The organism is Pseudomonas sp. SK, from assembly GCF_012975065.1.
Taxonomy (GTDB): Bacteria; Pseudomonadota; Gammaproteobacteria; order Pseudomonadales; family Pseudomonadaceae; genus Aquipseudomonas; species Aquipseudomonas anuradhapurensis.
Genome location: NZ_CP051857.1, coordinates 2,631,086 through 2,653,898, shown reverse-complemented (window position 1 = coordinate 2,653,898; position 22,813 = coordinate 2,631,086). Strand labels below are relative to the sequence as shown.

Annotated in this window: 22 protein-coding genes; 5 read left to right on the top strand and 17 right to left on the bottom strand. The window is 63.7% G+C overall.

The window, feature by feature from the left end; translation table 11 throughout:
* Positions 1-113: 113 nt before the first annotated feature.
* From HG549_RS12335 to HG549_RS12305, 7 genes are all read right to left on the bottom strand, one after another.
* On the bottom strand, positions 114-1,136 hold the full coding sequence (locus HG549_RS12335; protein ID WP_170029760.1) for a YeiH family protein: 1,023 nt from the start codon (positions 1,134-1,136) through the stop codon (positions 114-116).
* A complete protein-coding gene (locus HG549_RS12330; RefSeq protein ID WP_170029759.1) occupies positions 1,136-1,459 on the bottom strand; it encodes a Rieske 2Fe-2S domain-containing protein in 324 nt (107 codons plus the stop codon). The genes HG549_RS12335 and HG549_RS12330 overlap by 1 nt, the downstream gene beginning before the upstream one ends.
* Positions 1,456-2,109 carry a DsbA family protein gene (locus HG549_RS12325; protein ID WP_170029758.1) on the bottom strand — a complete coding sequence of 218 codons (654 nt, stop codon included), beginning with the start codon at positions 2,107-2,109 and terminating at the stop codon, positions 1,456-1,458. The genes HG549_RS12330 and HG549_RS12325 overlap by 4 nt, the downstream gene beginning before the upstream one ends.
* Positions 2,106-3,422: an MFS transporter gene (locus tag HG549_RS12320; RefSeq protein WP_170029757.1), complete on the bottom strand. Its 1,317-nt coding sequence runs from the start codon at positions 3,420-3,422 to the stop codon at positions 2,106-2,108. Before HG549_RS12320 ends, HG549_RS12325 begins: the two co-directional genes overlap by 4 nt.
* A gap of 188 nt (positions 3,423-3,610) precedes the next feature.
* On the bottom strand, positions 3,611-4,663 hold the full coding sequence (locus HG549_RS12315; RefSeq protein ID WP_170029756.1) for a 3-keto-5-aminohexanoate cleavage protein: 1,053 nt from the start codon (positions 4,661-4,663) through the stop codon (positions 3,611-3,613).
* A 54-nt stretch (positions 4,664-4,717) separates the two neighbouring features.
* A complete protein-coding gene (locus HG549_RS12310) occupies positions 4,718-5,566 on the bottom strand; it encodes a TauD/TfdA family dioxygenase (RefSeq protein ID WP_170029755.1) in 849 nt (282 codons plus the stop codon).
* A gap of 13 nt (positions 5,567-5,579) precedes the next feature.
* Positions 5,580-6,560, bottom strand: a complete 981-nt coding sequence (locus HG549_RS12305) for a quinone oxidoreductase (RefSeq protein WP_170029754.1) — start codon at positions 6,558-6,560, stop codon at positions 5,580-5,582.
* Positions 6,561-6,787: 227 nt separating this feature from the next.
* Between HG549_RS12305 and HG549_RS12300 the strand changes: the two genes are divergently transcribed.
* Complete coding sequence (locus tag HG549_RS12300; protein WP_170029753.1) at positions 6,788-6,994, top strand: hypothetical protein; 207 nt, start codon at positions 6,788-6,790, stop codon at positions 6,992-6,994.
* Positions 6,995-7,061: 67 nt separating this feature from the next.
* Here HG549_RS12300 and HG549_RS12295 read toward each other — a convergent pair whose 3' ends face one another.
* The 4 genes from HG549_RS12295 to HG549_RS12280 all read right to left on the bottom strand — a co-directional run bounded on the left by HG549_RS12295 (position 7,062) and on the right by HG549_RS12280 (position 11,026).
* Positions 7,062-7,391 carry a hypothetical protein gene (locus HG549_RS12295; protein ID WP_170029752.1) on the bottom strand — a complete coding sequence of 110 codons (330 nt, stop codon included), beginning with the start codon at positions 7,389-7,391 and terminating at the stop codon, positions 7,062-7,064.
* Positions 7,392-7,534: 143 nt separating this feature from the next.
* Positions 7,535-8,071 carry an anti-virulence regulator CigR family protein gene (locus HG549_RS12290; protein ID WP_170029751.1) on the bottom strand — a complete coding sequence of 179 codons (537 nt, stop codon included), beginning with the start codon at positions 8,069-8,071 and terminating at the stop codon, positions 7,535-7,537.
* Between the two features lie 142 nt (positions 8,072-8,213).
* Positions 8,214-10,025: a DAHL domain-containing protein gene (locus tag HG549_RS12285; RefSeq protein ID WP_170029750.1), complete on the bottom strand. Its 1,812-nt coding sequence runs from the start codon at positions 10,023-10,025 to the stop codon at positions 8,214-8,216.
* Positions 10,022-11,026 (bottom strand): cytochrome-c peroxidase, encoded by a 1,005-nt coding sequence (locus HG549_RS12280; RefSeq protein ID WP_170029749.1) that lies wholly within the window; start codon positions 11,024-11,026, stop codon positions 10,022-10,024. Before HG549_RS12280 ends, HG549_RS12285 begins: the two co-directional genes overlap by 4 nt.
* A 94-nt stretch (positions 11,027-11,120) precedes the next feature.
* Between HG549_RS12280 and HG549_RS12275 the strand changes: the two genes are divergently transcribed.
* The gene (locus HG549_RS12275; protein WP_170029748.1) at positions 11,121-12,488 is read left to right on the top strand and encodes an HD domain-containing phosphohydrolase; all 1,368 of its coding nucleotides are present in this window, start codon (positions 11,121-11,123) and stop codon (positions 12,486-12,488) included.
* A 41-nt stretch (positions 12,489-12,529) separates the two neighbouring features.
* On the opposite strand, the gene HG549_RS12270 is transcribed toward HG549_RS12275, so the two are convergent.
* The gene (locus HG549_RS12270; protein WP_170029747.1) at positions 12,530-12,976 is read right to left on the bottom strand and encodes a structural protein P5; all 447 of its coding nucleotides are present in this window, start codon (positions 12,974-12,976) and stop codon (positions 12,530-12,532) included.
* Between the two features lie 122 nt (positions 12,977-13,098).
* Positions 13,099-13,392, bottom strand: coding sequence for a hypothetical protein (locus HG549_RS12265; protein ID WP_170029746.1), 294 nt, complete (start codon positions 13,390-13,392; stop codon positions 13,099-13,101).
* A 108-nt stretch (positions 13,393-13,500) separates the two neighbouring features.
* On the opposite strand from HG549_RS12265, the gene HG549_RS12260 reads away from it, so the two are divergent.
* The 3 genes from HG549_RS12260 (at position 13,501) to HG549_RS12250 (ending at position 16,047) form a co-directional block, all read left to right on the top strand.
* Positions 13,501-14,166, top strand: coding sequence for an SOS response-associated peptidase (locus tag HG549_RS12260; protein ID WP_170029745.1), 666 nt, complete (start codon positions 13,501-13,503; stop codon positions 14,164-14,166).
* 225 nt (positions 14,167-14,391) lie between these two features.
* Positions 14,392-14,919: an isochorismatase family protein gene (locus HG549_RS12255; protein ID WP_170029744.1), complete on the top strand. Its 528-nt coding sequence runs from the start codon at positions 14,392-14,394 to the stop codon at positions 14,917-14,919.
* A gap of 90 nt (positions 14,920-15,009) precedes the next feature.
* Entirely contained in the window at positions 15,010-16,047 is a 1,038-nt protein-coding gene (locus HG549_RS12250) for a diguanylate cyclase (protein WP_170029743.1), read from the top strand.
* Here HG549_RS12250 and HG549_RS12245 read toward each other — a convergent pair.
* From HG549_RS12245 to hflK (HG549_RS12230), 4 genes are all read right to left on the bottom strand, one after another.
* A complete protein-coding gene (locus HG549_RS12245) occupies positions 16,026-18,020 on the bottom strand; it encodes a heavy metal translocating P-type ATPase (RefSeq protein WP_170029742.1) in 1,995 nt (664 codons plus the stop codon). The two genes, HG549_RS12250 and HG549_RS12245, sit on opposite strands and share 22 nt — an antisense overlap.
* Before the next feature lie 70 nt (positions 18,021-18,090).
* Positions 18,091-19,131, bottom strand: coding sequence for a protease modulator HflK (hflK, locus tag HG549_RS12240; protein ID WP_170029741.1), 1,041 nt, complete (start codon positions 19,129-19,131; stop codon positions 18,091-18,093).
* The gene (gene hflC / locus HG549_RS12235; protein ID WP_170029740.1) at positions 19,118-20,140 is read right to left on the bottom strand and encodes a protease modulator HflC; all 1,023 of its coding nucleotides are present in this window, start codon (positions 20,138-20,140) and stop codon (positions 19,118-19,120) included. Before hflC ends, hflK (HG549_RS12240) begins: the two co-directional genes overlap by 14 nt.
* On the bottom strand, positions 20,137-22,119 hold the full coding sequence (hflK, locus tag HG549_RS12230) for a protease modulator HflK (RefSeq protein WP_170029739.1): 1,983 nt from the start codon (positions 22,117-22,119) through the stop codon (positions 20,137-20,139). Before hflK (HG549_RS12230) ends, hflC begins: the two co-directional genes overlap by 4 nt.
* Positions 22,120-22,813 lie beyond the last annotated feature (694 nt).

The window sequence follows — 22,813 nt, the reverse complement described above, 5'->3', positions numbered from 1 at the left end:
CACAGGTACAACGTCGGTTGTAGGAGCGGATTTATCCGCGAAGCAGTCAACGCAGCGGATGGCACCGGCTGTGCCGGTGATCGTGGCTGAAGCCGCGATCACCGGTGAATGCGTCAGGCGGAAGGTTGCAGCCCCCAGTGCATCAGCACCAGCACCAGCAGCACCAGAAACACGCTCTCCCCGACCATCAGCGCAATGGGTTTGAAGCCAACCGAGGCCAGCGCCTTGAGCTGGGTTTTCATGCCCAGGGCACTGATTGCCACCACCAGGCAGCCGCGCGACAGGTCATTGATGCCGCCCTGCACCGCCACCGGCACCCACCCTGTGCTGTTGACGCAGGCTAGAAGCAGGAAGCCGACCGCGAACCAGGGCAGCAAGGGTGGCCGCTGGCCACCGGCGTCCAGGCCCTGGCGGCGGGTGATCATCGCCGCGCAGACAATGACCGGCAGCAGCATGGCCACCCGCATCAGCTTGACCACCGTGGCAATGTCACCGCTCTCGGTGGACAGGCTGTAGCCTGCCCCCACCACCTGCGCCACGTCGTGGATGGTTGCACCGAGGAAGACCCCAGCCTGCGCTGGCGACAGGTGCAGCCACTGGGCGATCATCGGGTAGAGGATCATCGCCAGGGTCGACAGCGCCGACACGCCGATCACGGTGAACAACGTTGCGTGCTCCTTGCGCGGGTGCTGCGGCAAGGCGGCGGCCAGCGCCAGCGCCGCCGAGGCGCCACAAATGGCCGTTGCACCGCCGGTGAGCATGCCGAACAGCCGGGAAAAGCCCAGCGCCTTGGCCACCAGTACCGAGGCCAGGATAGTCACCGCCACCAGGCTGATGACCAGGGCCACGGGCTTCCAGCCCAGGCTGGCGATCTGCTCCAGGGTAATGCGCATGCCGAGCAGCGCCACGCCCAGACGCAGTACCGCACGTGCGCTGAATTCGATGCCGGCCTTGCAGGGGCCGTCGACTGCCAGAAAGTTCAGTGCCATCCCCAGCAGCAGGGCAAACAGCATGACCGGCGCGGCATAGTGTTCGCTGAGGAAACCGGCAGCAGCGCCGACGATCAGGCTGACCACAAACCCCGGGGCAAGCGTGCGGATACGCTGCTGGGTAGCACTCAGTGCCAGAGTATTCATCACCCGGCGTCCTCGTTGTCAAATACGATGTAGACCTGCCCGCCCTGCTGCTCGACCGGGTAGCAGGTGACCTTCAGTGCCCTGGAATTGATCAGGTAGCCGCTGGCCAGATCAAACCGCAGGCCGTGCGCGCAGCACTGGATGACACGGCCTTCCAGCCGCCCACCGCACAACGACGCGCCCTGGTGTGGGCAGCTGTCATCGATGGCATACAGCACGTCGGCAACGTTGAACAACGCCACGCTGCGCCCTTCGCAGGCCAGCAGCACGCGACCGTTACGTTGCGGAATTTGCCTGGGGGCCAATGCGATTCGCCGGCTCATGCCCGTTCAACCTCTTGCAGGGCTGCGCTCATGGCGGCAAACAGCACCTCGGCAGGCTGCGCGCCAGCAATGAGCGGCCCCTGATTGAAGCGGAAACGCGGCACGGCACTGCCTGCGCGCCCTGCCCCATCGAGGAACGGGCTGCCATCGTCACGCAGGCAGTCGGCTACCTGCACGGCGTCCAGCCCGCAACGCTGGGCGATGCCGAGCAGCACACGGCTGTCTCCCAGGTCGCGGCCCTGGTGGAAATAGGCAATGAACAGCTGCACCAGCAAGGCTTCCAGCTGCGTTGCATCCAGCAACCCGGCGGCCCGTTGCAGCAGGCGGTGGGCATTGCCGGTATTGGGCATGTGGCGGATACGTGAGAAGTCGATGTCCTCGCCGACCACACAGGCGGCGGCACGCACCTGCGCCTGGCGCTCGCGCACCGCCTCCTCGCTGCCCAGGCGCTGCAGGTAGAAGGTATGGAACGGCAGGCCGCTGGCCGGCAAGCCAGGCAACAATTGCACCCCTCGCCATTGCAGGTGCACTTGCACCTGCGGCCGTTCGCGACGCAACAGCAACAGGGCGGCCTGCAGGTGCCGCTGGCCAATCAGGCACCATGGGCAGACAAAATCGAAGAACACTTCGACGGACAACAGTTGTTTCACGGTTTCGACTCCCGGGGGGCGCCGACCGCGGTGTGTGCCGGCGTATGCAGACGCTCCATGTCACGTTGGTAATGCCGTTTGGCAAGGAAAAATACCAGCGCCGCGCCGATGCTCATCAGCGGCACCAGCTGGAAGGCGGCCTGCAAGCCGATCAGGTCGGAAACGCGCCCGGTGACCAGCGGCCCGGTGGCCAGGCCCAGCAGGTTGTTGGCCAGGGTCAGGGTGGCGAACGCAGTGCCGTGCACCGCGGCATGGGTGAGGTTGGCGACCATGGCACTGGACGGGCCGTTGGTGCCGGCGGCAATCATCATGCCCAATCCGATCAGCACCAGTTGTGCAGGGCCAGCGGGTAGCGCAAAGGCAAGGGACAACAGCGCGCAACTGCCCAGGCAGTAGGCAATGGCCAGGCTGATCTTGCGATCGGGGCGCTGCCGCCCAAGGCGGTCGCAGAGCATCGCGCAGAGGATCATGCCGATGCCGCTGCACAACACGATGACTGCGGCAATCGCCCCCGCGCGGTCGGGGCCCATGGCGTAATAGCGGTTCAGGTAGCTGGGCATCCACACGATCACGGTGCCCCCGACAAACAGCTGCAGGCCGCTGCCGACATAGGCGGCGATTACCGAACGGCTGTTGTACAGGCTGCGCAGCGGTCGGCCGGCGTTGCCCGGCAACTGCTGCGCGCACTTCGGCGCAATGCGCGCCTCCTTGACGATCAGCGGGTACAGCATCGCCAGCAGCAGGCCGAACAAGGCCATGCCGGCGAAAGCCCAGCGCCAGCCCAGGTGCTGGGCCAACACACCACCCAGGGCCATGCCCAGGACCGAACCGAACATGCCGCCGGCCATGAACGCGCCGGCCAGGGTCGAGCGCATGTCACGGGGGAACACGGCGACCACCACGGCGATGCCGACGCTGCCATAGGCGGCCTCGCCCACCCCGACCAGAAAGCGCGCGATGAACATTTGCGGGTAGCTCTGTGCCAAGCCGCAGCCGAGGGTGGCCAGGCTCCACAGCACCGCCATCAGCACCAGGCTGCGTACCCGGCCGAAGCGGTCGGCCAGCAGCGACAGCGGGAAGGTCAGCAGACCGACCATCAGCGCGACGATGCCACTGAGCAGGCCGAGCTGGCTGTCGCTCAGCGCCCATTCGCCCTTGAGCAGCGGGAATACGGCATTGAGCACCTGGCGCGACATGTAGTCGGAGATCAGCAGGCCGAAGGTCAGGGCGAACACCACCCAGGCATAGCGCCGGGGGACGCTGGCGGCGGTGTCAGTGTCGGGATGTTCGGCACTGGCGAGGTAGGTGGCCATGTTGCCTCCTTGGGTGTGGGGCGTGAGGTTGTTCTTGTTGTTATGGGTTACAGCCAACATTCATGTGCTTTTGCGGGCCTCTTCGCGGGCTCGCCCGCTCCCACAGGGACAGCGGCGACCTTTGGGCCAGTGCCGCACCTGTGGGAGCGGGCATGCCGGCGAAGAGGCCGGGCCCTGCCGTACCTGCATCAGCCGCGCTGCGGCACACCCTTGACCCCCGCCTGGCGGTTGGGCGCCATGCCGTTGGCCTTGAGGGTTTGCTCGATGCTGTCGTACTGCTGGCCGATGCGGTAGATGGCGCGGGCTTCCTTGCCCGTGGCAATCTCCCGGCCGAGTTCATGGGCCACGCGCACGGTCTGCTGGATCTGCTGCACCGAGGTGAAGCGCTTGCCCTGCTGGTCAATGATGGTGTCTTCATTGCCGCAGCGTGGGTGCAGGCCCATGGCCAGGGCCATGGTGTTGAACGGCAGCACGTTCTTCAGCAGCGATTCGGCGGTGAGGGTGCAACCGTCTGGCGCACGGTGGATGAAGTTGAAGAAGTTGAACGGGTTGGGGCCATCGAAACCGCCGCCAATGCCGATCCAGGTCAGGTTCAGCGGGCCCATGTAGTCACCGCGGCGGACGATGCGCTCGAGGGTCTCCAGGGCGTGCATGCCGGTCAGCTGGAAATGCGGCTGGATATTGCTGGCCTGCAGGCGACGCAGGTGTTCGCGGACCCAGGCCGGGCCAGCCGGCACGGTCATCTCGCTGTAGGCGGCATGGATCGCCGGGCTGGCCAACGAGGTGCCGTGCAGGTATTCAGGGTACAGCAGCTCCATGATGTTCATCTGCGTGGTGTTGATGGCCACGGTCACCTGGTCGGGGCGGGGCGTCAGCTCGGCAAGCATGTGCCGGGTGTCGTCCGACAGCCACTTGGCCGCCTCGCCCTCGCTTTCCGGGGCGAAGGAAATCGACCCGCCGACCTGGATGATCATGTCCGGCACCGCTTCGCGCACCCCGGCAATCAGCTCGTTGAACTTGGACAGGCGCTTGGAGCCTTTGCCGTCCAGCTCACGCACGTGCAGGTGCAACACGGTGGCGCCTGCTTCATAGCAGTCGACGGCCTTCTGCACCTGCTCGTCCATGGTCAGCGGGATATCTTCGGGGAAGTCTTCGGGCATCCACTCCGGGCCATAGGGGGCCACGGTGATCACCACCTTTTCCATGTTTTCCGGGTGCAACGAATCGTCGAAGAATTGCATGCTGTAGTCCTCGCTATTGTTATTGTGCGGTTGCCGCCGACCGTGGCGGCCGACCTAGAACGTAGGGCTGCCCTTGATCCCGGCGCGCTCCATCTTGCGATGGCACGGTGGGTAGTCCATGACGGCGTAGTGCTGGGTGCTGCGGTTGTCCCAGATCGCCACGCTGTTGGGCTTCCAGCGCCAGCGCACCTGGTACTCGGGCAGGTAGGCCTGGCTGATCAGGTAGCGCAGCAGGTCGCCAGCGCCGGGGTTGGCGTCCTGGCCGAAGCGCACCCGCTGCGGGGTGTGGTAATTGCTGAAGTGAGTAGTGAAAGCGTTGACGAACAACACCTTCTCGCCGGTTTCCGGGTGGGTGCGCACCACCGGGTGCTCGGCATCAGGGAACTGCGCCTTCAGCGCCAGGCGTTTTTCCAGCGGCATGGCGGCACCAAAGCTGGCCTCGATGCTGTGCCGGGCGCGCAAGCCTGCGATCCTGGCCTTGACATCGTCTGGCAGGTTTTCATAGGCCAGCACCATGTTCGCCCACATCGTGTCGCCACCCACTGGCGGGCATTCGATGCAACGCAGCACGCAGCCCATGGGCGGTGCCTCGCGCCAGGTGGCGTCGGTATGCCAGGCGTTTTCATAACGGTCATTGGGCTGGTCCGGGCGCTTGTAGATCTGCACCAGGCCCGGATGCTCCGGGTCGCTGCCGGCCACCGGGTGGTCTTCAAGGTCGCCGAAGCGGCGGGCAAAGGCGACGTGTTCGGCGCGGCTGAAGTGCTGGTCGCGCAGGAACAGGACACGGTGGCGGAGCAACTGCGCGCGCAGCTCGGCGAACAGCTCGTCGTCGTGAATCGCGTCGGCCAGGTTGACCCCGCTAACCTCGGCACCGATCGCGCAGGTCAGTTGTTCGATGTGCATGCTGTTGCCCTCTTCAGATGACGAAGATCGACGAGCCGGTGGTCTTGCGCGCTTCCAGGTCACGGTGGGCCTGGACAGCATCCTGCAACGCGTAATGCTGGTTGATTTCGATACGGATGCGCCCGCTACTGACGTGATCGAACAGCTCGCCGGCCAGGTCGGCCTTTTCTGCCGGGTCGGCGATGAAGTCGGCCAACGCCGGGCGAGTGAGCTGCAGCGAGCCCTTGATCGCCAGCAGCTGCGGATCGAACGGCGGGATCGTGCCCGAAGCGGTGCCGACGCAGACCATCAGGCCACGGCGCTTGAGTGAATCGAGCGAGCCCATGAAGGTGCTCTTGCCGACGCTGTCGAACACCACGTTGACCCCTACCCCGTCGGTCAGCTCACGCACGCGCGTGGCCACGTCCTCGACGCTGTAGTTGATGACATGGGTGCAGCCATGCGCGCGGGCCACTTCGGCCTTGGCCTCGGTGGACACGGTGCCGATCACGTTCAGCCCGAGCAAGCGCGCCCACTGCGCGACGATCAGGCCAACCCCGCCCGCGGCAGCGTGCAACAGCAGGCTGTCGCCAGGCTTGAAGTCATGCAGCCGCCGCAACAGGTAGGCGCTGGTCAGCCCACGCATGGTCATGGCAGCGGCCGTTTCGAAAGCGATGGTGTCCGGCAGCTTGATCAATGCGGCAGCGGGAATCAGGCGCTCGGTGCAATAGGCACCGAGGGTATTGAGAAAGCCGGTGTAGGTGACCCGGTCACCGACCGCGACCTGGCTCACGCCCTCACCCACTGCCTCTACCACGCCAGCAGCTTCCACGCCGATGCCGTTGGGCAGTGGAATCGGGTAGGTACCGTTGCGGAAATAGGTGTCGGCGTAGTTCAGGCCGACCGCCACCTGGCGCAAGCGCACCTGCCCCAGGCCGGGCTCACCGACTTCGACGTCCTCGTAGCGCAGTACCTCGGGGCCACCGGTCTGATGGAAACGTACGACTTTGGACATGCTTGTCTCTCCAATCATCGATCTGGACGCGAGGCGTCAGTTCTGGGTGATTGGACTGTATGCCCTTGGCGTGCGGGGTGCTTCGCATCGGACGACAGCGGGTTTTCATTTCATGACAGCTGGACGATCGAGCCGCGCTGCGCGCCCTGCCATTTATTCATGAGCTGCCTTGATGGTTGCCCAGGGCCAGACTAATACTTAAATCTCTGCCTGGGGAGGCACACGACATGCAACCAAGATTCGTCATCGTTCCGGCTGTGCCGATCGAAAAGGAGTCGTTCAGCCTGGGTGGCCGCGATTACCTCGCGACCGTTTGCACAGGCTTCGACATCTACGACAACCAGGCCAAGGAACGGCTCAAGCCCAGCTATCCCAGCAGGAGCGACGCGCAACTGCAGTGCGAGCAAATGAACAAGCGCTTTGATGTCGGATGATCGCGGCCGTCAGGCGCAATGCCCGGCTAACCGGCGTGGTCGGCTACAACGGCCGAGGCTATCGAACTCAGTCCAGGCATTCCTTGGCGGCCTGACGCAATCTGTCGCCTGACAGGAAACTGCCTTTGTAGAAGGTAGCGCGGCTGCCCTGACGATAGTCGACCACGTCCAGCACATCGTCGGTGGCCACGGCACTGGGTGCTGTCAGCCGATAACCGTGGGCGATGGACTTTTGCGTGGCCTGAGGCGCCAGCGCTTGCCACTTCGGCAGCACGCAGGCGGCATATTGTTGGGGCGTTTTGTGGGTCAGCTTGCTGGCAGTGGGTTTGCCAGGGGTCGCGCAGCCGACAAGGCCGGTGACCAGCACAGAGACGAGAAAGATACGAAAGGTAGGCATTTGCTATTGGCCGTGTTGAACACGCGGTATTCTAACGGGGGTCAAGCGCGGATACTAATCAACCAAAGTTGATGACGATACCTGGCCACTACACCAGGGCCGCTCCCGCAGGCCGATGGCACGTGCGGGGCGGCTGGCCCGGTTCAATCCAGGGCGCCGTGCAACACCTCGTAGATAATCCCTGTCGCGACGGCCACCAGGATCAGGTCCACACCTGCCTGCATCCACTCATAACCGTCGTAATGCGGCAGTTGCCCCAGCAACCGGCCATCGAGCTTCTTGGCGATACCCGGCGGCAATGGTTTGCCACGGGCCAGGTTCTTCTGGATACCCGGGGGCAGTGCCGGCCCAGCGTTCCAGTAACTGCGGTGGCCGGCCAGGATGTCGAGCACGTAGCCATGGTTGATCGAAGGGTGGCCATATCCGCCACCACCACCGCCACCATGGCCTTGACCTTGCTTGCCTTGGCCTTGACCTTGCTTGCCTTGGCCTTGGCCTTGACCTTGCTTGCCTTGGCCTTGGCCTTGGTCCTGACCTTGTCCGTGTTGCCCCTGGGCATGCTGGTTCTTGCCATGGCCCTGCCCCTTACCGTTATCTGGGTCGGCAAAGGAAAGGGAAGGCCCCACTGCCAAGGCGATCGAGGTAACCACTGCAACTACCGACCATCGACGCTTTGCCATATCTGTTTCCTTACGCTAGGGAGTCGTTCCAGTACTGTAGACCAATCACCGGTGCCGGCACAGCTGGACTCGAGCGCGAAGGCCAGGGCCTTGTACGCTGGTAGGCCCCGGCTGTATCGCCCTCGCCCGCACGTTTGCCGGGTCAGGCCGAACGGGCCTGACGGATAGGCAGTTCGACCCGGAATGTCGTACCGACACCCACCTCGCTGGCGACGTGGATCTCGCCACCATGGCGCTTGATGATGCCATACGAAAGGGACAAGCCCAGGCCGGTGCCCTGGCCGACGGGCTTCGTCGTGTAGAACGGGTCGAAGATCTTCTGCAGGCTCTCGGCAGGAATGCCACAGCCATTGTCCGCGACTTCGATCCACACCCACTCGTCATTGGCGCCGGTTCGCAGGGTAATCTTGCCGCGTTCGGCGCCTATCGCCTGGGTGGCATTGACCAGCAGGTTCATCATCACCTGATTGATCTGCGACGGCAGGCATTCGACCTGCGGCAATGGCTGGTAGTCCTTGACCAGGTCCGCCTTGTGCTTGAGTTCGCTGGCAACGATATTCAGGGTCGACTCGATGCCTTGCTGCAGGTCTGCCAGCTGCCAATCCTGGCTGGCGTCCACCCGGGAAAAGTCCTTGAGGTCCTTGACGATCCGCGCGACACGGCTGATGCCGTCCTTGGATTCGCGGATCAGTGCCGGGATGTCCTCCAGCAGGTAGTCCAGCTCGATTTCCGTGCGCAATTTCGCCAGTTCTGCGCCGAGGCTCTTCGGAATCAGGGTGTTTTCCGCATCGGCATAGGCCTTGAGCATGTTCTGCAAACGGCCGAAATAGTCATCCAGCGCGCCGAGGTTGGACGAGACGAAACCGATCGGGTTGTTCACTTCATGGGCCACGCCTGCCGCCAGCTGGCCGAGCGAGGCGAGCTTTTCCGACTGGACCAGCTGGTTCTCGAGCAGCCGGCGTTCATCCATTTCACGCTGCAGTGCGGCGCTGGCCTGGCCTAGGGCCTGGGTGCGCCGTTCAACCCGCTGCTCCAGTTCGTCGTTGGCGCTGACCAGCGCTCGGTTCACGCGGTTTATTTCGGCATAGCTGCGCATCAGCCACACCCCCATGTACAGCAACAGCAACACCAGCAGGGTGGAAAACACCAGCAGGTAGAAGTGGTAGCGCTGGGCCGCGAGCAAGGCGGCCTGCTCGTCGCGGTCCAGCATCTGGGCAATGGCGTCCAGACGCTCGGCGATCGGCACCGCCTCGATCGCTTCCAGCAGCTGATCGACCTTGGGTTGCTCGCGCAGGATCAGTTCTATGTGTTTGCTGATGGTATCGATGGGCACCTGAAAATCGACAGGCAAGCGCTCCTTGTTGACCGCAAGGTCGTTCAAGCCAACGAGAATATCGGCAGCTTTGTCATCGGTTGTGGTCTGGGCAAATTCCAGGCTGCTGAGCATCAGGTCGTAGGTGTCGCTGGTGATCCTGCGCAGGCGCTGCGTATCGGCATCGACCAACTGGCCGAGATGCACCTGGATGACATCGGCCGCAGCCGGGAGAAAAGCCAGCGAGTTGCGCAGAATGGCATTGTGCGTCTTGAACCGCGACACCAGCAGGACCTTGTCGTCAAAGGCCTGCTGGTAATCGCGAATGGCCGTCTGCCAAGCAGGCATGGCAGTTTTCTGATGATGCCCTTCCAGCTTGTGGAACTGCTGCCAGAGCCGCTTCATGTCCATCAACGGCAGCACCAGCGGATCATAAGTGTAGTTGGTGGTGGTGCGCGCCTTCAGCACGGCACTCTCCCACTGGGCGTCGTACTGCTTGATCTGGCGAATCAGATCACGCGCCTGGGCATAGGTACCGCTCTCATCCGACCTGGACATCCAGTACAGAAAGACCAGCACGGACGCCAGCGACATTGCGCCAGTAGCCAAAAGCAGCAGGCTGCGCCGGGCATTCAGCTTCATAGTGGTTTGCCCTGCCATTGGCCGGTAAGGGTCTGGAGAAACTTGATGATCAGTGCTTTATCACCGTCCCTCGGCGTGCGCCCCAGCTGATAGTGGAACATGGCGTCGACAGCGGCCTCCAGGGTGGGTGCCGAACCGTCATGGAAGTAAGGGGCGGTGACCGCTACGTTTCGCAGGCTGGGGACCTTGAACAGGTACAGGTCCTCCGGGTCACCGGTGATGTTGTAGCGCCCTTTGTCCGCCTGCGTCACACTGCCACGGTTGGCGAAGTAGTCATCGAAGACGCCGAACTTCTGTAGCATGTTGCCGCCGATGTTCACGCCCTGGTGGCAAGCGATGCATCCGTATTCCTGGAAGCGCTGGTAGCCATGCTTCTCCTCCAGGCTGAGGCTGCTGGTGTCTCCCTGCAGGTATCGGTCAAAACGTGAGTCGGGTGTCAACAGGGTGCGCAGGTAGGCGACCAGCGCGTCTTCGATGCCGTGGGCGGTCACTGGCTGGTGATAGGCTTCGGCAAACCCGCTGCGATAGCCCGGGTCGTTGGCAATGCGTTGGACGACCGCTCCCCAGTCATTGTCCTTTCCGGTCGCACTGCCGCTAACCAGGTGTACCAGCCCATCAAACGATTGCGCTCGCCCATCCCAGAACTGCAGGAAGTTCAGGCTCGCATTGAAAACGCTGGGGGTGTTGACCGCCAACGGTTTGCCATCGGCACCTGGCGAGCGCGCCTGGCCGTCGGCGCCACCTCGATCCAGACGATGGCAATCGGCACAGGATTGGCTGTTGTCAGGCGACATTCGCTGGTCGTTGAACAGTTTGCGCCCCAGCTCCACCCGCGCAGGGTCAAGCTTCGGTACCGCTGGCAGTGGCGTGAGCGGCCCACCGATGCTCTGGGCCAACGCCAATGCCGGCAACGGCACAAGCAGCGCGGCAACGATGCGAAGCTGCAGACTGATCGGCACAGCACAACCCTCCCTGGCGAGATGCACATTGCCTCCGAGCATAGTGAGGCCAACCGACAAAAGCTAACGGCACAGGCAAATGTCATCTAGGCTGTAGCCAGGGAGCAGTCAGGCTGAAACCGGCAAGGAGCGATTCATGGAGCAACCCGTTACCGATGGCACCACCGACCAGCCAGTCGTACTCCTGGTGGACGACGAACCCTCGATTCTCAACAGCCTTCGTCGTTTGCTACGCAGCCAGCCCTACGAAGTCCTGCTCGCCGAAAGCGGCGCCGATGCCCTGCAACTGCTCCAACAGCGCCCGATCAACCTGGTGATGAGCGACGCACGCATGCCAAACATGGACGGTGCCACGCTTTTGGCCCACGTGCATGAGCGGTTTCCCGAGACGTTGCGCATTCTGCTGACCGGTTACGCTGACACGGACACCATCGCCAAAGCCATCAACGACGGGCATATCTATCGTTACATCAGCAAACCCTGGAATGATGAAGAGCTGTTGGTCACCTTGCGCCAGGCGTTGGCCCACCAGCATTCGGAAAGCGAGCGAAAACGCCTGGAGCAACTCAGTCAAGTTCAGCTGCAGCAACTCAAGGCGCTCAACGAGAGCCTGGAACAGCGGGTAGCGGCGCGCACCGCCGAATTGCAACAGACTGCCGACATGCTTGACCTTGCCTACGAAGAGCTCAAGCGCAGTTACGTGACCAGCACCGAGTTCTTTTCGCAACTGGTCAACATGCGCCTGCCCAAGGCCAAGCAGACCAACCGGCAGGTCATCGACCTGATCCAGGTGTACTGCACCAGCCATAAGCTGGACGACGCGGCCTGCCGCAACCTGACCATGGCGGCTGCGCTGTACAACATCGGCAAGATGAGCTGGACCGACAGCATGCTCACCTGCCCCGCCGACCTCATTGCGCCCCAGGAACGCGAACTGTACCGCTCGTACCCGAAACAGAGCGAAGCGCTGGTCATGACCCTGGACCCGATGAAAGAGGCCGCGCAACTCATCCTGCACCACCAGGAACGCTGGGACGGCAGCGGTTTTCCGGGCCATCTCAAGGGCGACGCCATTCCATTGGGGGCCCGCTGGCTGAAAATGGCCGTGGACTTCATCGAGTTGCAGCGCGGGCTGGTCCTGGAGCGCCAGCTCAATAGCGATGAGGCGCTGCTGTACATTCGCAAATATGCCGGCAAGTTGTACGACCCAGAGCTGGTGGAAGAGTTCGTCAGCGTCTGCGCCGAGTACATGCGCGACATCACCTTGACCGACCCGGCCATCAAGGTGTTGGGCACGCACGAGTTGGCCGAAGGCATGATATTGGCGCGTAACCTTCATGCCGACAACGGCATGCTGCTGTTGAATGCCGGCAAGGTCCTGAGCGGCCTGCTGGTAAAGAAACTGATTGCCTTCGAAGAAATGGAAGGCGGCAAATACAGCGTGTTCGTCAGGATTCCCGAGGAGGCCGGCAGCGCTCAGCCAGCACCCGCAGTGGCAGGCTGACCCAAGGGTTCCAGCAGCACAACGCAAAGACGATTGGCCCGTCACAGCAGCGCCCTGCGCACCCCCTCGTCGATCACCTGCGCCTTGTAAGGGTTGTCACCGTTCTCATGAATGATGATGCCAAGCACCATCGCCCGCAGCGTGGCGGGGTGCCTGAGGTCGATCGGCTCGGTGCTGCGCACGCCCAGGTTGCGGGCCACCGCTTCGGCATAGGCGCGAGTGTCGTTCTCGCTAGTCGGCGCCCAGCGGCTGATGGCCTCGAGCACGGTATCGATGCCTTTTGCGCCCAGGCCGGGCATGCCGTCCTTGCCGCGATAGTTGATGAGCAGCTTGGCAAGGGCGCGGATGCCGTTTTCCGGCTGGTCGAAACGCGCGAAGCGCGGCCGCGCCACGCCCTCTTCCATGCCCAGCTGCCCTTGCCAGGGGTTGCGCGGGTTGAAGTCGATGTTGCCGGGGTTGTTGTTGCGTATGCCACGTGGCGTACTCATCAGGAGCCCTCCTGTACCGCTTGATCCGTACTGCCGTCACTGCTGTTGATGACGGCGCAACCCATGAGTTTTCTCCAGGCAGGAAAATCCCCGCCAAATGGCAGCTTGCCGCAATTTGCTCGTCATTCCGCCCGGCACCACCAGGACTGGGCGAACAGCACGCCGTCGATCTCCTCGACGCCATTGATGTTAATCCCGAGCTGGGCCATGCCGTTGACCTTGGCATCGTGCAGCCGCGGAATGATGTCGGGCCCGGGCGTCGGGTTGAACACCCAGGCCTGGGTGGAAACCCGCCCCAGCGGTTCGCTGTGGTGATCGCCAATGTGAACGTCGGCGCGTAATGCCGGCACCTTTCTCAATTGGTCGGACGGTATGGCGATGCCGCGCGCCCGGCGGCGTACGATGAGGAAATACATGCTGCACCAGATACTGTATATCGATACAGTATTTGAGCACCCGCAGACAGCACCGCACCAGTACCATTCGGCGGGCTATGCTTACTCGCCAAGGCAGGAGGGCGACGTATGTGTGGCAGGCTCAGCCAGTACCGCGGCATCCATGACTTCGTTACCACCCTGAGCTTGCCGGAGGCCTGGCAGAACAATGTCGGCGAGCAGCCCCTGGGTCGCTACAACATCGCGCCGACAACGCCGGTGGCCGTGCTGCGGGTGGATCACGCTGGCCTGCGCGCAGACCTGGTGAAATGGGGATGGCGGCCACACTGGGCGACTGACCGCGCAGCGCCGATCAATGCCCGTGTGGAAAAAGTGGCGCACGGCGCTTTCTTCCGGGCTATCTGGCCGTACCGGGCGATCACGCCAGTCGACGGCTGGTATGAATGGGTCGATGAAGGCGAGCCGCGGAAACAGCCCTATTACATCCGCCGCCGGGATGGGCGCCCTGCCCTGTGTGCATCGATTGGCCAATTTGCCGGCACCGCCTGCGACGGCTTCGTGATCATCACCGCCGATGCCCAAGGCGGCCTGGTGGATGTGCACGACCGCAGGCCTGTCGTGCTCTCGCCAGAACTGGCTCGCGCGTGGATCGTCGCCGCCATGCCGAGCGAGCAGGCGGAGCAACTGGTGCTCAACCTGGGTGAGCCCGCAGAGCACTTCGAATGGTACCGGGTGAGCCCGGCCGTGGGGAGTGTGCGCAACCAGGGCGCTGAACTGATCGTTCCGCTGTGCTGACGCATGCATTCCACTAGCGAGTGCCTTGCCAGTTCGCTGCGTTATTGCTAGCTTCGCTGCATGATCAACCATTGCCTGACCTCGACCACTACCACCACGACCGCTGCAGGCGGAGCGTGCGAGGTGTCGTGAGCGAATAGCAGACAAACTTCAAAGGCCCGCCAGTGATGGACGGGCCTTTTTTCTGCCCCTTGCATCGCTGGCCCCATGCAAGGAGATGCGGCCATGTTTGCCCTGTTGATACTCGACATCCAGGTTGGGCTTGTTCACGGCACCGACAAACCCTGGCGCTGTGAAGCGTTGCTGGAAACCTTGAATACTCTGATGGACCAGGCGCGCAGTGCAGGCGCACCGATCTTTCTCGCGCGCCACGTGGGGCCAGCCGGCTCGCCAATAGAGCCCGGCAGCCCTGCAACGCTGGTTGCACCAGAACTCAAGCTTCTGGGCGGCGAAGTGGTATTTGAGAAGCGCCGGCCCAATGCCTTCGAAAACACCAGCTTGGCTGCCCAGCTGCGCGCCTGCGGCGCTAGCGGCGTGGTAATCACAGGCCTGAAAACCCAATACTGCGTCGACAGCACCTGCAGGGTGGCCCGTGATCTCGGGTTTGCCGCTGTGCTCGTTGCAGAGGCCCATTCCTGCTCGGATACACCGCTGATGAAAGCCAAGGATATCGTCGCGTACCACAACGCAACGCTTGCTGGCCCGTTTTGTCAGGTGGTTCACGCGGCAGACTGGCGCTTCCCCCGGCCCTGACGCCATGACCTATGCTGTGCTTGTCCAACGGCGCTACAGAAACTGCCCCCCACGCCCAGACGCGGCAAACCGAGGAATGGAGACCCTAATATGCCAGCTTGTCCGTTGCCTGCTGACGAAGCGCTGCGCCAGCGCACACTCGACGACATGAACCTGGTCGACACGCCTGCCGAGCATTACCTCGATACCCTGGTGCGGCTCACCCAGGACCTGGCCCACGTCGACACGGTGCTTATCAGCCTCATCGATCAGGACCGCCAGTGGTTCAAGGCGCGTATAGGGCTCGAGGCCAGCGAGACGACGCGCAGTGTCTCCTTCTGCGGCTACGCCATTCTCGGCGAAGATACCTTGATGGTCCCGGATGCCAGGCACGATACGCGCTTCGTCGACAACCCGCTGGTACTCAACGCACCCTATATCCGCTTCTATGCCGGCCACCCCTTGCGCGCCGGAAACGGCAAAGCCATCGGTACGCTGTGCATGTTCGACCCTCGCCCGCGCGAGCTCAGCAAGGCCCAGCAAGCGAATTTCAAGGACCTGGCCACACTCGCGGAAGGCTACCTGCAACTGCGTGCCCTGGCCCAGGTCAACCGCGATCTACGCCTGGAAATGGACCGCGAGCAGCGCAAAGCCTTGCTCGACCCGCTGACTCAACTGTGGAACCGCGGCGCGCTGGCGGCTTTTGAAGGGCATCAGCGGCGATTGGCCGAGCAGAATGGCTTACAGCTGGGTGCTATTTATGCAGACCTGGATCATTTCAAATCCATCAATGACCGGTACGGCCATTCCGGCGGCGACAAAGTGCTCTGCGAATGTGCCCGGCGTCTGCGCGCGGCACTTCGCCCCGATGACCTGCTGGTACGTCATGGCGGTGAAGAATTTGTCGCCATATTGCAGGTCAAGGACGGTGAAGAGCTGCGGCGCATCGCCGAACGAATCCGTGAACTGGTCGGTAGCGCACCGATGCAGTTGGCCAACGGCCAATTGAACGTCAGCCTGAGCATAGGCTGCACCCTGTTCGCCAACGCCGAAACGATGGAGGATGCGCTAAACCGCGCCGACACAGGGCTCTACACGGCCAAACAGCAAGGGCGTGACCAGGTCGTCTACCGGGCGCCGCCGGCATGAGCGGAGCGTGGCTCCGGGGCTGGCAACAGGCTGCTGTGCTCCCTGTGCCTCTCGTCATAACGTAAAAGACGCCCGGAATTGGTCAACACCAGCAATGTGCTGAGGTTGTGCAACAACGCCGCGACCATTGCCCCTGCTGCCCCGAGGATGCCAAACGCTGCCGCGACGACAATGGCCACGGTCCAGCCCAGGCCAATCAGCACATTTACCTGCAGGGTGCGCCGGCAGCGGCGGCTGAGGCGGATGCAGGTGCCCAGGCGCCGCAGGTCACCGTTGATCAGCACGATATCCGCTGCGGCCAGCGCGATATCAGCGCCGCCCGCACCGATCGCCACACCCACCACACCGGCTTTCAGCGCCAGTGAATCATTGATGCCATCGCCAACCACCAGCGGCCGCAGGCCTATCTGCAGCTCATGGTTGACCTGGTGCATTTTGTCTTCCGGCAGTGCTTCGGCGACCACCCGCGTGATACCAAGCTGGGCGGCGATCGCTTCGGCTACACGCTTGCGGTCACCGGTCAACAGCAACTGGCGCTCAAGGCCCAGCTCTCGCAGCTGCTGCATCGCCTCGGCGGCTTCGGCGCGTACATTGTCGGCCAGGAGCAGCCAGGCCAGAAACCGGCCATTCAGGGCCAGGCCGGCAATCGGGCCATCGTGCTCAGGCAGCGTGGGCACTTCGATGCCCAACTGGCTGAACAGCTCCGGGCGGCCCAAGGCTGCTTCGCCCTCCTCTGCGCGGGCCACTACGCCAAAGCCCTGGCGCTCCTGAACATCCACCAGCGGCAGATACCGGTCGTGCGCCAGCAACGACGCCAGGGCCCGGCTGACCGGGTGGCTGCTGGCCGCACCGAGACTGGCGGCCAGCTCGATGACAGCGGCCTGCGACAACGGGCTCGAGAGGCCGACCACGCTGTGCAGGCGCAGGTCGCCGTAGGTCAGGGTGCCGGTCTTGTCGATTACCATCGAAGACAGGTCGGCGAGCTCCTCGAGAAACGCCGACCCGCGAATCAGGATGCCGTGCCGAGCGGCGACGGCAATGCCTGCCACTGCTGTCGCCGGCGCGGACAGCACCAATGCACACGGGCAAGCCGCCACCAGCACGGCCAGCATGGCCTGCGCATCACGGGTGATGAACCAGGTCGCGGCGGCGATCAGCAGCACCAGGACCATGTAGCGCCCAGCGTAGCGCTCGAGCAAGCGCGTGATCGGCGGCTTGGCCTGTTCGGCGCGCTGCATCAGCGCGATCACCTTGCCCAAGGTAGAGTCCTCGCCGACGCGGGTCACCTCCACGCGCAGCAGGCCATCGAGGTTGATCGAGCCGCCATGGATATCCATGCCAGGGCTGACTTCCTGCGGGACCGACTCACCGGTGATGGCCGCAGTATCGAGGCTGGCCTGCCCTGCGACGACCCGGCCATCGGCGGGCACACGGTCGCCGGCACGGACCTCGACCTGGTCGCCAGGCGCAAGGCTGGCGTTATCGACCTCGCGCACCTGGCCATCGGCACCGATCAGGCGTGCATGGCTGCGCGTCAACTGGCCAAGCGCGGCAATGGCTTCCTGCGCACCCAGCACGCTGCGCTCTTCGAGGATATGGCCGAAGATCATGATGATTGGCAGCAGTGCCGCAGTGGCCAGGTCACCGGTCGCCCACGCACCCAGCATGGCCAGGCCGATAAGCTGGTCGGTGATACCGTGCAGGCTGGGATGCAACAGGCTGTGCCAGGACGCGCGCAAGACCGGGATGGCGACCAGTAGCGAGGCAACGCCCAGGAGCATCTGGCTGACCCCTTCCTGGGTTGGCGCCAGCCAGCGCCAGACCAGCCCCAACCCCAGGAGCCCCAGGGCCAGCATTGCCAGGATCAGCTGGCGGCCGGCCGTGCGCCGTTCGGCCTGCGACAGCAAGCCCGAGGTGAGGTGGGTATGGGCGTGATGATGATGCCCGTGGCCATGGCAGTGGTGGGTACTCATCGCGAGCAGCTCCAGAAATGAACGTGAACCGGGGCGGGCCGGCAAGGATCGAGTGGGCAAGGCACTGTGCTCATGGCTTTGGCCCCTGCAGGATCATGTGCCCGGCATCATCCTTGTTGACGGTGGTAACCGCGCCTGCACGGGCAAGAATTGCCGGTACGCGCTCCTGGTAGAGGCGTTGCAACAGTTGCGGATCCTGCTGTTGCGTCAAACCGACGATCGTGGCCGTCTCGGCCTGGGCTCGCGCCAGGCGCTCACTGGCCTCGGCCTGGGCCACTTGTACGGTGCGGTCTGCTGCCTGGGTGGCCTGTTGCAGTTGCCGTGCGGCGTCGTTGCGGGCTTTTGCCACCGCCTGCTCGGCCTGCTGGCTGGCGGTGAGCACAGCGTTGAACGCACTGACCGCGGACCAAGGCAAGGAGGACTGGATGTCGACCCGCGCCACTTCGACCCCCAGGCTGGCCCCGGCCGAGCGCAGACGCGCCAGGCTGGCATTGATGCCCTGCTGGAGGTCGCCGCGAAGTTGTTCGCGGTGCTCGGCCACCTGGGCATCCGTCCCAACCAGTTCAGGGCGCGCCACCAGGATCGCATCCATGTCGCGCGAGGCGCAGATCAGCACCGCGTTACGCTCTACCAGGCGGTCCAGGGCGGCCTCGACATGCGGCCGCTGGCGCGCGAAAACATACGGGTCAGTCACGGTGTAGAACACCCGCACGTCCAGCTGCACGGCGCCGGCATCGCCGGTCAGGAGAAAGCCGGAGCCTGCCGTGGCGTCACTGGCCAGGGTGCCGTCCTTGTCGGACTTCTGCGCCAGCTCGGAGCGCAGCAGCACCTCGACGCGACGCTCGGTAACCCGCCCCGCCGAGGGCAACATCACCACCTGCTCGAACGGTTGTGGCCATGCCAGCAGCAAGCCGGCATTCTGGATGCGCGCTTCGGCGCCGAGGCGCAACACCACTGCGCGGCTTTCCGGGCCCACCTGGCGCACGTTGCCGAACAGCCAGCCCACTGCCGCCAGCAGGGTCACCGCGTAGAGCACCAGGAAGCCGATGCGCGCGGACTGCAACCACGGGCCGTCGGGTAACCGCGACGACAGCTGTTCAGCGATGGCCATGGTCAGCTCCAGCCGGCAACGCCGGCCCCTCCACCAGCGCACGGAACGGCGCCGCGTCGGTGCGCAACACCAGGCGCGTAGCAGGGTTGATCACCGAGCCCAGGGTATCCAGCGAGCGCAGCAAGGTGTACAGCTCTGGCGCACCTGCGTATGCCTTGCCATAGATGTCCGCCGCCTGTACTTGCGACTGGGCCTGGATCTGCGCGGCCTTCACGTTCGCGTCGGCTTGCAGGATCCTGGCGTCACGCTCGGCGGCCGACTGGATTTCCGCAGCCTTGCGCTTGCCTTCAGCAGTGCGCTCGGTGGCGATGGTTTCGCGCTCGGCACGCATACGGTCGACGGTGGCATCGAGGGTAACCTTGGGCAGGGTCAGGCGCTCGATCCCCACCTGCACCACACGTACCCCATAAGTGTTGAGCAGTTGCTGCTCGATCCGGTCCTGCAGGCGCTGCTCGAACGCATCGATACGCACCCGGCTGGCGTCGACATTGACCAGGTCTGCCAGTTCGAAGCCGCTGGCCGTGGTTTCCAGTGCCGAACCCACCAGGGTGCGAATCTGCCGCGCCGCCTCGTCCGGCTGGTTCTGCACCGCGCGCATGAACAGCTGGATGCGCTGTGGGTCGGGTGCTACCTGCCAGGCGATGTAGGCCTGGACAATGATGCGCAGGCCATCGCGGGTACCGACATCCTGCAGCCCGCTCGAGGTGGTGCGCAGGCGCAGGTCGACCGGTACCGCTGCCTCGAACGGCACCGGCCAGCGCCAGGCCAGGCCAGGCTCCATCAGCACGCGTGAGGGGTTGCCGAAGCGCGTGATGACGGTTGCTTCGCCTACCCGCACCTGGACAAAACACGCTGTCGCCGCCATCACCAGGACAAGCAGCAATGCCACGCCAAGGCGCAGCCAGGCCGGCCGGGCAACTGCGGGGGCATGATCATGGTCATGCTCATGACCGTGGCTATGGCTGTGATCATGGCTGTGGTCATGACCGTGGGCAGAATGGGAATTCACTGGTTACGCTCCTGGGTGCGTCCGGATGCAGGTACTGCCGGTGTAGGGTCGACAGGCACAGCGAAGCTGCGCAGGTCCAAGGTCGGTGCCTGGGTTGCCGCCAGGCGGTGGTCGATAATCAGGCTGCTTGCCCCGGCCATCCCCTGGGACAAACGCTCCAGGTACTGCTCCAGCAGAAAAGCCTGGCCAGCGTGCTGCCACGCGGTGCGTTCGGCGGCGAATCGCAGCGCGGCGGTGTTGGCCGCGGTTTCGGTTTCGTGCGCCTCGGCAGTGGCCTTGTCGGTCAGCGATGTTGCCGTGAAGCGCGCCTGGTTGAGCGTCTGCATGGCCTGCCCACGATCGCGGGCGATCAGCGCCTGGGCGGTGATCTGCGCAGCCTGCACGGCATGGTAGGCATGAGCCGCGCCCGCTGGCGGGTGAATCGCCTCCACTGAAGTGGCCAGCAGTTCCACGCCGCTGTCCATCCGGTCCAGGTCGGCCTGCACCGCCCGGCCTATGTCCCGGCCGAGCGCCGCACGCTCGGCGCCGAGCAAGCCATCCAGCGACCGGCCAGCGAAATCGTGGACCAGCACGCGGTTGGCAACGCTGCGCAACAGTTGTGCAACGTCGGTGCTGTGGTAGGTTGCCGCGAGGGCCGCCGCGTCACTCATGCCGATACGGTAGATGAAACGCACGTCCATGTTCACGATCTGCAAGCCCTGGCGGCCGCCCTCGGCGCCGGCAATCACCTGTGAGTTCTCGCTCAGGTGGGTGGCATCCCACAGCCGGTTGGCCGCTGCCGGCGCTGGCCCTTCGGCGGCGGCCAAGGTGTCCGCCGCCTTGGCCGCGCCGGAGGTGGCCAGCTCATGGATGATGCTGTTGTCTACCTCCAGTACCTTGCCAAAAGGCCAAGGCAGGCCGACATGCAGGCCCGGCTGATACACCTCCAGCGGCTTGCCAAAACGTTCATATACGCCGCGATTGTTCATCGGCACTTCGACGATGCCGGTCAACAACCAACCGACCACCGCCACCAGCGCCGCTACCGGCACGAACGCTTTGCGCATGAAGGCAAAGGCCCATACCTGGCGCAAGTCGATACCCAGGCGCTGATGCAATTCGTTCTGCAGCACGGTGATCGGGCGCGGTGGCCATTGCAGCATGTCGCCGACCAGGCTGCGCGCTACCAGCGCAGGCTCTTCGCCTGGGCGCCAGGGGCGAAACAGCGCCAGCCCTGCCCGCGACAACAGCTCGAGCGCTGCCAGCCCAGGCAGCACACTGATCAATACCGCCAGGCGCGCCGGCCACAGCCGTTCGCCGTCAATGAAGGCCAGGCAGGCAATGGTCACTACCTGCACGGCGATGACCAGCCGTATCATCGCCGCGAGAGCCCTGGCCTCGGGCCAGGTCGCTGCGCTTTCGGCCATCAGGTGGCGCTCGGCCACAACCAGGCAGAACGCGAACACGGCCAGGATGCCGATCGCCACCCAGCTCACCTGGCCGGCAACCAGCGGTACAGGCAAATCGAGGCGCCAGGCATTGTTGACCAACAGCAGCGCCAGCCCTGCCAGGCCAACAAGCCAAGGCGTCTCTGCGCCAAGCTTGTGCAATTGCCGCCGGCACGCTTCGCCAACCTGCGCACACCAGCGATCGAAACGGCTGAGCGATTGCGACTCGGCCGTTTCCACCGCAGCGCTGCGCCAGAACGCCAGCTGCGACGGAGTCTCGCCCAGCAGGGCCGCGCGCCAGTTGGCTACCCGCCAGGCAGATTGCGCAGCCGCAGCCAACAGCAACAGCGCAGCGGCATTGACGGCGAGCAGGACCAACCAATGGGAGTCCGGGCTGAATACCCCGACCAGGCCCTGTAGCATCATCAGCAGCGTGGCGATTGCCAGTGCCAGATAGGTCAACTGCACCAGTTTGCGCGCGTGCGCCGGCGCGCGCTGGAAACGGGGGAACCCATCGAGGGCAGTGGCCTCGGTGTCTAGATCGACGCTCATGAACACTCCTGAAAATACCGGCCACCGCGAGTCAGCTCCTCGGAAGACCGGTAACAATTTGCAACAGCTCCGTAACGTTATAACAAAGGATGTAAAAAATCTGTTTAACGTTGAGCGATGGCTACTGCTGCTGAACGAGCAGGATATTCGGTGGATTGGAGCAGACATGCCAAGCGAGCACGCCGGGCAACGGGTGCTCAACCTCGGCGCACCGGCCGAGACCTTTGAGTGTCACCGGGTGAGCACGGCCGTTGGCAATGTGCGAAGCGAGGGATCTAGTTGGTTGAGGGTCAATCAGCGCAACCGGAAGGCTGACCTCGGGTGGGCTTCCAGCGGCAAGTCATCTTTGGCAGTTCGACTCTGCTGACTATCAGAATTGTCTGATTAAGCGTATGGCGGGTCTCGGCGTAACTTGGCGCATCCATTTACCGAGCATGCACCATGCGAGACTCAAGGCAAATTTATGACCAAGCAAGCAAGCAAGCAAGCAAGCAAGCAAGCAAGCAAGCAAGCAAGCAAGCAAGCAAGCAAGCAAGCAAGCAAGCAAGCAAGCAAGCAAGCATTATAATGGTCGGAATATAGTTATATCAAGTATATTCTTCACTATTTCTGCGTGCGCTTCATTATCTCATGACACCTTAAACGAAACATCTCGCGAGACAGAGAGCACCCGCTTAAACGAGGCTTACCATCG